Genomic DNA, 11230 nt, shown 5'->3' with positions numbered 1-11230 from the left:
GAATGTTTTGCTTTGAAAGCGGTTGCAAATATAAATCAATTTTTAAATGCTGTCAAAACAAATTTCAGATTTTTTTCGAAGAATTTTACTTCGATTACGAATCCTTCAGAAAGTCAATTAATTACAGATCGATAAAATTTTCAGTAATGATAGATTTTATATTTCTACAGATACTAATAAACAAAAAAAAACAGCCAAAAAGGACTGTTTTGTATCTATAAATTCTTCCGCAGAGATTATTCAAATAACCAGCGGTAGATATCATTTCCATTTGCATAAAGCACCAGCGCTATCAATAAGAAGAAACCAGCCATCTGGGCGATCTCCATAAACTTATCATTTGGCTTTCTACCTGTAACCATCTCATACAATAGAAACATCACATGTCCACCATCCAGTGCAGGAATTGGCAGGATATTCATAAATGCAAGGATAATTGAAAGTAAGGCCGTGGTATTCCAGAACCCGAACCAGTTCCAGGAATCCGGGAACAAACCTCCAATAGCCCCGAATCCTCCAAGTTGCGTAGCTCCCTTTTTTGTAAATACATATTTAAATTGGTACACATAATCTCTTAATGTCCAGTATCCGTAATCAAATCCTTTGCTTATGCTTTCGCTAAGACCGTACTTATTGCGTTTTATCTCAATCTCTGAGGCTGGCCCAACACCCAGGTATCCATCCTCATCTGGAGTGACCTCTGTGCTCATGATTTCCCCATTTCGTTCAAAAATAACTTCTATAGTCTTTTCCTTGTTTTCAAAGGAAGCAGGAGCGATTTCGTGCCAATAACCAATTTCAACATCATTCAGACTAATAATACTATCGCCTTTTTTAAGACCTGCCTTTGATGCTGCATGCTCTGCAATGACCGTATCAATGACTGCAGACTGAATTGGAACAAATGGCTGCATTACTCCTTTTTCGAACATCTGTGTCCCTATTTCTTCCGGAACCTCAATAGTTTCTTCTGAACCATCCTGATGTAATACTGTAATATTCTGAACATCTCTCATAAAAAGATGCTTATTGATATCCAGGCTATTCTGGAACTCATTTCCATTTACCTCAAGAATCCTGTCTCCATCCTCGAAACCATATTCCTTGAAATCATCGATCACTGCAAATCCATCTGGCATTTCATCTGGCCCTACGTAAGCAGATCCCCAAACGAACATGATCATCATGTAAATAAGAAAACCAAGAACAAGATTTACAGTTACACCACCCAGCATAATAATCAATCGCTGCCATGCCGGTTTGCTTCTAAATTCCCAGGGTTGTGGAGGTTTGGACATTTGTTCCTTGTCCATACTCTCATCGATCATCCCCGCGATCTTCACATATCCACCAAGCGGTAACCAACCAATTCCATAGGTCGTTTCCCCGAATTTCTTTTTAAACAAAGAAAATTTCACATCAAAGAAGAGATAGAATTTTTCAACTCTGGTTTTAAATATTTTGGCCGGAATAAAATGACCTAATTCGTGGAGAACAATAAGTAAGGAAAGGCTTAATATTAATTGTATGGCTTTTACTAAAAATGGATCCATCAGCTAACTTCAAATTTTAAATCGCACAAAAGTAAGTTTTTAAAAGCTTCTAGGAAAGTTTAGTTTGATCTAGTAATCAACCCTGAAAAATTCCGCAGAAGAAATTGGACTAATTGAAGCTCAGGCCATAACTTTGTAAAAAATTGCGCCAATGCTTAAGTTCTTTGCCCGCTATAAACCGTTCGCCATCGTACTGGCTGTTCTCTCGGTCATCATCATGTATTTTATTTATACTTTACTAAAACCTGAGGAGCGATTACCCGTTTTTCAACCAGATATGGTGAATGCTGAACTGGTGGATACCACCGTTCAGTATGTTAGAAAATATCATAAGATCGCAGATTTTAAACTCGTAAACCAAAATGGGGATACGATCACTGAAGAATTTTATGACGATAAGATCTATGTAGCCGACTTCTTTTTTACCACCTGCCTTACCATTTGCCCGATCATGACAGATCATATGATCGAGATCCAGGAAACAATCAAAGATGATGAGGACATTTTACTACTTTCCCATACTGTATTTCCTGTAACCGACAGCGTTCCTGTCCTAAAAGAATATGCCGTAGAAAAAGGTGTGCTCGATGAAAAATGGAACCTGGTGACGGGTGATAAAAAGCAGATCTATGATCTGGCCCGTAAATCTTACCTGGCTACTAAATCCACCGGCGATGGTGGAAAATACGATATGATTCATACTGAAAATTTCGTGCTGGTAGATAAAAAGAAACAAATTAGAGGTTTTTACGACGGTACGCAGCCGGAAGCTATAGAAGATCTCATGCACGATATTGAAATACTGAAGAAAGAGGATCGCTAATTATTTAAGGCTAATCTTTTGTATTGGGCCAAATTCCATTACTTTTGCCTTGTTTAAAATCAATCTAAATAAAAATGAAGGTGACGGTTGCAAATCTTAGGCGAGGCCAACGCGGAATCATTAAAGAATTCTCTGCAGATATGGTCCCCCTGAAATTGCTCGAAATGGGTTGCCTTCCTGGAAATGAAGTAGAACTTGTTCAAACTGCGCCATTCCATGACCCTATGTATTTAAACATAAATGGAAGTCATCTGGCCATAAGAAAAGAAACCGCTTTGCTTATAGAAATCGAATTAATAGGCTAATATGGGAAAGCAAATTAATGTTGCTTTAATAGGAAATCCCAATACTGGAAAGACCTCTGTTTTCAATCAGCTTACCGGACTCAACCAGAAGGTAGGGAATTATCCCGGGATCACCGTTGAGAAAAAGGAAGGGATCTGCAAACTTCCACGTGGATTAAAAGCTCATATTCTTGACCTTCCAGGTACTTATAGTTTAAACGCCAGTTCTGTAGATGAAAATGTCGTCATAGAACTGCTTCTCAATAAAAACGATAAAGATTATCCAGATGTTGCAGTTGTAGTGAGTGACGTCGAAAATCTTAAGCGGAATTTACTGTTGTTCACCCAGATCAAAGACCTTGGAATTCCTACCATTCTTGCGATTAACATGGCAGACAGGATGGATCGTAAGGGGATTAGCCTGGACATTAAATTACTGGAAGAACGCTTAAAGACCAGGATCGCGCTTGTAAGTGCCCGTAAAAATATGGGTATTGAAGAGCTAAAGGAATTAATCATCAACTATCGTCATATGACGGTAGATCCCTGTGTAAATGCATCTGTGATCGATCCGGAATACTTCGGAAACTTACGCAAAACCTTTCCTAATCAATCTTTATACAAACTCTGGCTGGTAATCACTCAGGATGTCAACTTCGGAAATATAAACCGTGGTGAGATCAACCGAAGTTCAGATTTTAATACAAAATCTGTTAGTGACCTGAAGAGACTTCAGCAAAAAGAAACAATTTTAAGATACCAGTTCATCAACGGTGTGCTGAAGGAGACGATGACCGTAGACAAGAATGCAGCTACAGATCTTCGATCTCGTTTTGACCGTATTCTAACGCATAAAGTCTGGGGATATGTTATTTTCTTCGGAATCTTACTTCTAATATTCCAGGCGATCTACAGCTGGTCGAGCTATCCAATGGATATGATCGATGCCGCATTTGCTTCGCTAAGCGAGTGGACCAAAAACACCCTGCCGGCAGGATCCTTTACCAATTTAATTTCAGAAGGGATCGTTCCTGGGCTTGGAGGGATCGTCATATTTATTCCGCAGATCGCTTTTCTGTTCTTCTTTATCTCCATTCTGGAAGAATCGGGCTATATGAGCCGCGTGGTCTTTTTAATGGATCGCATCATGAGACGTTTTGGTCTTAGCGGGAAAAGTGTGGTGCCACTAGTATCAGGAACGGCTTGTGCAATACCCGCGGTAATGGCTACCAGGAATATTGAAAACTGGAAAGAAAGACTGATCACTATTTTGGTAGTTCCGTTTACAACCTGCTCTGCTCGTTTACCGGTTTATCTAATCATTATCGCGCTGGTAATTCCAAATGAGAGTTTCTTTGGTTTCAATTACCAGGGATTAACCTTGATGATCCTTTATTTGCTCGGCTTCGGAATGGCTATTTTTTCCTCGTGGCTACTAAACAAAATATTAAAGACCAGTTCAAAATCTTACTTCGTCATAGAAATGCCTAATTATAAGCTTCCTATGGCCAAGAATGTTGCGATCAATGTGGTTGAAAAAACGAAATCTTTTGTTTTTGGCGCCGGAAAGATCATATTAGCTATTTCTGTAATTCTATGGGTGCTGGCCAGTTACGGTCCCGGAGATGATTTTAACAATGCTAAAGAGATTGTCACCGCTCAGTATGAGAACAACGAGAATGTAGAGGATGAAAGTGTAGAAGAAGCAATCGCTTCCTATAAACTGAAGAATTCCTATATAGGTATTATGGGACGTGGAATAGAGCCTGCCGTTGCTCCGTTAGGTTACGACTGGAAAATAGGGATCGCGATCATAAGTTCCTTCGCTGCAAGAGAGGTTTTCGTAGGAACCCTGGCAACTATCTATAGTGTGGGAAGTGACGAAGAGGAAACCATCAAAAACCGAATGGCCGCAGAAACCAACCCTGTCCTGGGCGGACCATTATTTACATTTGCCAGTGGTATAAGCTTATTGCTTTTTTATGCCTTTGCAATGCAATGTATGAGTACGCTGGCCATAGTAAAACGAGAAACAAATACCTGGAAATGGCCTGTTTTACAATTAGTAATCATGACTGCATTTGCTTATGTAGTCGCACTTATTGCATTCCAGGTACTGAAATAATAGTAAGTTTAGAATTATAAAACGACTGAATTGATATGGAAATACTTCAGGAAATATTGGTTTTAATTACCTTTTTGATAGCTCTGGGTTACGTGGTTACGCGCTTTATATGGAAGCCTTCCTTTGTTGGCGGTTCCAAAAAGAAAGATAGCGCTGCTGCTTGCGGAGTTTCCGGTTGTGGCTGTAGTGATTAATCACATCGCTTCGGTAAGCCGAAAACTTACCATATAATCTTCCGCAGGAATTTTACCAGGATTCACTGGATAAGGTTTGACATTTACCAGACTTATCTTTAATTCTTTCGAAACAGCAAAAAGATGGTCTATTGACTGAGTACCTGAAAATTCTACACTTCCAACAAACTCCCGCTTTTCATAGACATCCACTTTTACTCGCACCTGTCCTGCCCAGATGCACATAACGATAGGATTACTGGGACACCTTGAATCTGAAATGATCTCCCTGAATTTTATTCGGCGATCTCCAAAATTGAGCTCATCTCCAAGGCATAAGGATGCCGAAAAGACATTCAATTCTACTTCCGGTTTTTGTTCCTTAGTTTCTGAAGTTGTCTCTTCTTTTTCCTTTTCAGTAGATTGAAAAGAAATGTATAATGCCATAAGAATGATGAGAAATCGCATATTGTCTTTTTAAAAAAGACGATCGCAAATTACTCCTGTTGCAAAATACTACCCGAGACCTACGTCCAGCGTCATCATGACCATGAAACCTCCAATAAATCCAAGGGTTGAAATATCGGTAAAGTCACCCTGCTGTGCTTCCGGGACCACCTCCTCTACCACTACAAATATCATCGCACCCGCAGCAAAACATAGTGCGTATGGTAATATAGGTTCAAAGGTCATCACTGCCCAGGCCCCAAGCACTGCCGCAAAAGGCTCAACAATCGCAGAAAGTTGCCCATAATTAAAACTTTTCCATCTGCTTAATCCCTGTCTTCTTAAAGGCATGGCTACTGCAAATCCTTCCGGGAAGTTTTGCAGTCCAATACCAATGGCCAGAGCTACCGCACCACCAATACTGGCACCCTCAAAACCGGCCGCAACACCACCAAACAGCACACCTACGGCAAGACCTTCGGGAATATTGTGCAGGGTGATCGCCAGCGTTAATAATACAGATTTATGCCACGGAGTTTTAACCCCTTCAGCTTCACTCATTTTGAAATTTACGTGCAAATGCGGCAGAACCTTGTCAAGTCCAAAGATGAACAGTGCTCCCAGCCCAAATCCAACCAAGGCCGGGATCGTTTTTTCGAATCCTTCGCCAGGACTCATCTCTATTCCGGGAGCCAGCAAACTCCAGAAACTTGCCGCTACCATAACGCCACCGGTAAAACCCAGCATTCCATCAAAGAAAGCTCGGTTCATTCCTTTAAACAAGAAAACCAGCGATGCTCCCAATGCTGTAAGTCCCCAGGTAAAAAGGGTTGCATATAATGCTGCAAGTACCGGATCCAATTGTTCGAAATAGCTAATTAATGCTTCCATTCTAAGTTGTTTTTATATATAAGTTGGCTGAGATCTGGTTTGAGATCATCAATTCATTATCATCCATTTCGATCAACATTGATTGATCAAAATCCTCCTTTTGCTTCACCTTTACGGTCGCTCCCAGGGAAATATTATTCTTGTCCAGGTATTGTAGAAATTCGGTAGAGGAATCTTTTACACCCACACAAATCCCGGTTTCATCAGTTTTAAGTTCAGATAGTAAGACGCGGTTAGCTACTGAAAAGTTCCCTTCTGAATCTGGAATTGGGTCTCCATGTGGATCTCGCTGTGGGAATCCCAGAAACCTGTCCAGTTCTGCAGTTAGCTTTTCAGACTTAATATGCTCCAGCTGCTCGGCCACTTCATGCACCTCATCCCAGTTAAAATTGAGTTTTTCCACGAGAAATACTTCCCATAATCGATGTTTTCGAATCACTTCTATCGCGGCAGCCCGACCCGCTTCACTAAGTTTTACCCCCTGATATTTCTTGTAATTCACCAGGCTCTTTTCTGAAAGTCTCTTGATCATATCGGTCACCGAGGAGGCTTTGGTTTGCATTTCCTCGGCAAGCGCGTTCGTACTCACCCCATTTTTATAGGAATTCTGTAGATGAAATATGGCTTTGAGATAATTCTCTTCAGATAAGCTAAACATAAAATACATTTTAATAGCACCAAAAATACATTTTTTATTCAATAAATACATTTTTTAGACTCATCTAAATATATTTTATATCTTCGTAAAAAAAATAATGCGGTTTATATCTTTTTTCCTCTTCGGAATTATATCAATTTCCAGTTTTGCCCAGGGTTCTGAAATTACCGGAACTATTAGTTCTTCTGAAGGTACCGTAGCATTTGCCAGTATCTATACTGAAGATGAAGCTTATGGTACAAGTGCTGATGAAAATGGTGCTTATAGCCTGAAGCTTCCTGCTGGTGAGTATAAAATGATTGTGAAGTCCCAGGGCTTCAGGACAGTTTACAGCAACATAAGGCTCGAACAAGGCAAAAAGACTCTAAATTTCGAAATGGAAATAGATCCAAACGGACTGGACGAAATTGTGGTTACCGGGACCAGAACTGCCAAAAGAAGAACAGATTCTCCGGTGATCGTAAATCTTATCAACAGTGAAACCCTGGAACAGGTGGTAGCGACAGATCTTTCAGACGGGTTGCGCTTTCAGCCGGGATTAAGAATCGAAAAAGATTGCCAGACCTGTAATTACACCCAGCTAAGAATGAATGGCCTGCAAGGTGGATATTCACAGATCCTTGTGAACGGTCGTCCAATTTTTAGTCCGTTAACCGGGTTGTATGGTCTGGAACAAATTCCGGTGAACATGATCGAGCGTATAGAGGTTGTTCGTGGTGGAGTTTCAGCTTTGTATGGTTCCAGTGCCATTGGTGGGACAGTAAATGTGATCACCAAAATTCCGAAGAAAAATTCATACAGTCTTAGCTATACTTTCGAGAACATTGATGGCGATGCAAATCAGGACATTTTAAACGGGAACGCTACGGTAGTCTCCAAAGATTATAAAGCAGGAGCAAATTTCTTCGTTAATCGCAGAACCCGGGAATTGTACGATGCGAATGGCGACAACTATTCTGAATTACCCGAACTTAAAGACAATGCTTTTGGGGTGAACGCCTTTTACCTGCTCACACAAGATTCCAAGATCAATTTAAGCCTGAGTAGTCTGTATGAGTACCGATATGGCGGAGAAATGGTGGAAGGCCCCGCCTATCTGGCTCAACAGAGTGAAGAGAGAACTCATAATGTTCTTATGGGAAGCCTGGATTACCAGGTAAATTTTAATGATGACAAGAGTTCAATTATTCTTTATTACGGTGGTCAATCCACCAAGCGTGACCATTATACCGGGATCATTCCCGATGATGAAAACGAAAAACAGCAATTTTTTGCCAATCCCCCTTACGGAACTTCAGAAGTGGAAACGCATCAGGGAGGCGGTCAATTTAATCAGCGAATCGATAATTTTTTGGGTGGAACCACGACACTTACCACGGGAGCAGAATTCGTATATGATGATGTGTACGATATTATCCCTTCTTACAACTACCTCATCGACCAGACTACCAGAAATTTTGGAGCGTTCTTTCAAAATGACTGGGATATCAATGAGAACCTGAATTTTCTTTCAGGTTTTAGAGTCGATAAACACAATCTGGTAGATGATGCAATTGTGAGTCCGCGTCTTTCTTTGTTGTACAAACTAAAAGAAACCACGCAGTTTAGATTGGGTTGGGGAACAGGTTTCCGTGCTCCGCAGGCTTTTGACACAGATCTGCATATCGCATTTGCCGGCGGCGGAATTTCAAGAATTTCCCTCGCAGAAGACCTGTTCGAAGAACGAAGTAACAGTTTTACGGCCTCCATCAATTATGACCGGGCTACCGAGCATTTTATCTGGGGATACACGTTGGAAGGTTTTTATACAAAACTGAACGATGCTTTTTATTTATTCCCCCTAGAAGAGGATCAATTTGGAGAACGTTTTGAAAAACGCAATGGATCTGGAGCTACGGTAAAAGGATTTACGCTGGAAACTAGGGCAAATTTTGACTATTTATTTGAACTGGAAGCCGGATTTACCTTACAATCCAGCAAGTTTGAAGAACCTGTTAAAAACATTGAAGGCCTGGAAGCAAAAAGAGATTTTCTACGCACTCCAAACGATTATGGCTACGCAACGCTTACTTACACACCAGGTAAACGATTCAGTGCAAGTGCTAACCTCGTCTATACAGGAGAGATGGATATTGTACATTTTGCGGGTGAAGGAACAGGTCAGGACGTGGATGAATATGATGTGACACCGAGTTTTGCTGAATTAAGTTTGCGATTGGGGTATAACATTCCGCTGTCGAGAGTCAATTCCAATATGGAGATCTTTGGTGGCGTAAAGAACGTCACCAATGCTTACCAGGACGATTTTGATATCGGTAAGAACCGTGACAGTAACTACATCTACGGTCCAGGGAATCCGCGTTCTGTTTTTGTAGGTCTCAAAATAGAATCTTTATAATATGAAGTTTTCGGTAATCTTTGTTGCTCTCCTCTTTGTTCTTTCTACGGAAACTTCCGCACAAAAGAAGTCTGAAGTAGAATGGCTCACTTTTGAACAATTGTATGATTCCCTTCAGCAGAAACCGAAAAAGGTTTTTATAGACTTTTATGCCGACTGGTGTGCGCCATGCAAAAGAATGGATAAAGAAGTTTTTTCTTCCGAAGTGGTTCAGAAGCGATTAAAGAAAGATTATTACGCAGTAAAATTTGATGTGGAAAGCGAGGATAGTGTCCGTTTTGGGAATCAGGTATTTATCAATGAACGGCTAAACCGAAGAAATCCGGTTCACCAGATCGCCCTCCTCATGGCCAGACGAAAAAACAGACCATTTTCGCTGCCGGCAATGGTCTTTCTGGATCAGGATTTTAAAGCCAAAGCAAGGTATTTTCAATATCTCAATAAGGAGCAGATTCTGGAAATACTGGAGAATTAAAGTCCGCGTTCCTTCTGAATCTGTTCATAGGCGTCCTGAACTTTTCTAAATTTCTCTTCAGCTCCTTTTTTATAGGCTTCATCCATATCTCCTAATTTATCTGGATGGTATTTTTTCGCCATGGTGCGGTAAGCCTTTTTAACTTCAGCGTCTGTTGCAGATTTCTCGATCTCCAGGATTGTGTAAGCGCTGGTGGTGCTCTTAAAGAACATCGCCTTGATACTTTCGAAATCCCTGGCTCCAATTTGAAGATGACCGGCAATTTCCCTGATGACGTTTGCTTCAGCTTCACTCACATGACCATCGGCCTGGGCTATTCCGAAGAGAAAATGGATGATTTGCAACCTGGTAGGATATTTTGTTCGTGCAGCTAGATACCTGGAAATATTATAAGCCGAAACCTGACGGTTCTTAACTACTTCGTTGAAAGTGCGAAACGTGGCATTCGCACGCTCTTTTCCGTAGGCCTGAATAAAATACGCGCGAACATAATCAAGTTCCTGCTGGGAGACATTCCCATCTGCCTTGATCACAATGGAACTTAATGATAATAAATTAAGTTCAAAATCTCCGGGTGAAACTGTTTGCTTCTGTCCCCCAGCCATGGATTTAAACAGACCACCTGAGGTGCGTATGTAATTATCCAGCAGGGAACCTACTATAAATCCAAGAATAGCACCGGGAAACCTGAAGTACATGTATCCCAGAACTGCGGCAAGCCATTTGATCATTGGGCAATTTTCTTTAGCCGCAAAGATAACATTTTAGTGTTGTAATCTATAATTGGCTTTAGGAGTTCGCAAGGAACTGGTCATAAACTGAACCTATTAGTACATAGTAATTTGAGATATGTAAGCTGAACTTAATTTGGTACCTTTGTGCCTCAATAAAGTTTAATAAAAAGAATTGATATATGTATCCAGCAGATTTAGTAAAACCAATGAGAGAGGATCTTACTAGTATTGGTTTTGAAGAATTACACACAGTAGAAGATGTTGAGCAGGCTATGGAAAAGAAGGGAACTACTCTGGTAGTAGTGAATTCTGTTTGTGGTTGTGCAGCAGCGAACGCAAGACCGGGAGCTAGAATGTCTTTACAGAATAGCAAAAAACCAGATAATCTGGTAACTGTTTTTGCAGGTGTAGATAAGGAAGCAACAGACAAAGCGAGAGATCTTATGGTACCTTTCCCTCCTTCTTCGCCATCTATGGCATTGTTTAAGGACGGTGAATTAGTACACATGCTAGAGCGTCATCATATTGAAGGTCGCCCTGCAGATATGATCGCTGAAAATCTTATTGGAGCTTATAATGAGTTCTGCTAAGAATAACCTAACATAATTTAAGACCACGCAGTTTCCTGCGTGGTTTTTTTATACCTCAGTTCTAGATTTCGCTATTTTT

11 protein-coding genes are annotated in these 11230 nt (G+C 40.7%); 6 read left to right on the top strand and 5 right to left on the bottom strand.

What is annotated here, in order from left to right:
• Window positions 1-236: 236 nt before the first annotated feature.
• Complete coding sequence (gene rseP / locus ACNKXS_RS05120) at window positions 237-1553, bottom strand: RIP metalloprotease RseP (RefSeq protein ID WP_417919912.1); 1317 nt, start codon at window positions 1551-1553, stop codon at window positions 237-239.
• Between the two features lie 151 nt (window positions 1554-1704).
• Between rseP and ACNKXS_RS05115 the strand changes: the two genes are divergently transcribed.
• The 3 genes from ACNKXS_RS05115 (at window position 1705) to feoB (ending at window position 4785) form a co-directional block, all read left to right on the top strand.
• Complete coding sequence (locus tag ACNKXS_RS05115; RefSeq protein WP_417919911.1) at window positions 1705-2376, top strand: SCO family protein; 672 nt, start codon at window positions 1705-1707, stop codon at window positions 2374-2376.
• Between the two features lie 74 nt (window positions 2377-2450).
• Window positions 2451-2681 (top strand): FeoA family protein, encoded by a 231-nt coding sequence (locus ACNKXS_RS05110; RefSeq protein WP_026914792.1) that lies wholly within the window; start codon window positions 2451-2453, stop codon window positions 2679-2681.
• Window position 2682: 1 nt separating this feature from the next.
• The gene (gene feoB / locus ACNKXS_RS05105; RefSeq protein WP_417919910.1) at window positions 2683-4785 is read left to right on the top strand and encodes a ferrous iron transport protein B; all 2103 of its coding nucleotides are present in this window, start codon (window positions 2683-2685) and stop codon (window positions 4783-4785) included.
• A 194-nt stretch (window positions 4786-4979) separates the two neighbouring features.
• Here the strand turns inward: feoB and ACNKXS_RS05100 are convergent, their stop codons facing one another.
• The 3 genes from ACNKXS_RS05100 to ACNKXS_RS05090 are packed head-to-tail and all read right to left on the bottom strand — an operon-like array spanning window position 4980 to window position 6954.
• Window positions 4980-5426: a hypothetical protein gene (locus ACNKXS_RS05100; RefSeq protein WP_417919909.1), complete on the bottom strand. Its 447-nt coding sequence runs from the start codon at window positions 5424-5426 to the stop codon at window positions 4980-4982.
• A gap of 48 nt (window positions 5427-5474) precedes the next feature.
• Entirely contained in the window at window positions 5475-6296 is an 822-nt protein-coding gene (locus tag ACNKXS_RS05095; RefSeq protein ID WP_295180601.1) for a ZIP family metal transporter, read from the bottom strand.
• A gap of 1 nt (window position 6297) precedes the next feature.
• Window positions 6298-6954, bottom strand: a complete 657-nt coding sequence (locus ACNKXS_RS05090) for a metal-dependent transcriptional regulator (RefSeq protein WP_417919908.1) — start codon at window positions 6952-6954, stop codon at window positions 6298-6300.
• Window positions 6955-7051: 97 nt separating this feature from the next.
• On the opposite strand from ACNKXS_RS05090, the gene ACNKXS_RS05085 reads away from it, so the two are divergent.
• A complete protein-coding gene (locus tag ACNKXS_RS05085; protein WP_417919907.1) occupies window positions 7052-9352 on the top strand; it encodes a TonB-dependent receptor in 2301 nt (766 codons plus the stop codon).
• A 1-nt stretch (window position 9353) separates the two neighbouring features.
• Window positions 9354-9827 carry a thioredoxin family protein gene (locus ACNKXS_RS05080; protein ID WP_417919906.1) on the top strand — a complete coding sequence of 158 codons (474 nt, stop codon included), beginning with the start codon at window positions 9354-9356 and terminating at the stop codon, window positions 9825-9827.
• Here ACNKXS_RS05080 and ACNKXS_RS05075 read toward each other — a convergent pair.
• On the bottom strand, window positions 9824-10558 hold the full coding sequence (locus ACNKXS_RS05075; RefSeq protein ID WP_298246839.1) for a TerB family tellurite resistance protein: 735 nt from the start codon (window positions 10556-10558) through the stop codon (window positions 9824-9826). The genes ACNKXS_RS05080 and ACNKXS_RS05075 overlap by 4 nt on opposite strands.
• Window positions 10559-10740: 182 nt before the next feature.
• On the opposite strand from ACNKXS_RS05075, the gene ACNKXS_RS05070 reads away from it, so the two are divergent.
• On the top strand, window positions 10741-11151 hold the full coding sequence (locus tag ACNKXS_RS05070) for a BrxA/BrxB family bacilliredoxin (protein ID WP_141876506.1): 411 nt from the start codon (window positions 10741-10743) through the stop codon (window positions 11149-11151).
• Window positions 11152-11230: the final 79 nt, after the last annotated feature.

The organism is Christiangramia marina (assembly GCF_048285865.1).
GTDB classification, from domain to species: domain Bacteria; phylum Bacteroidota; class Bacteroidia; order Flavobacteriales; family Flavobacteriaceae; genus Christiangramia; species Christiangramia marina.
This window is presented reverse-complemented; position numbering and strand designations above follow the sequence as displayed.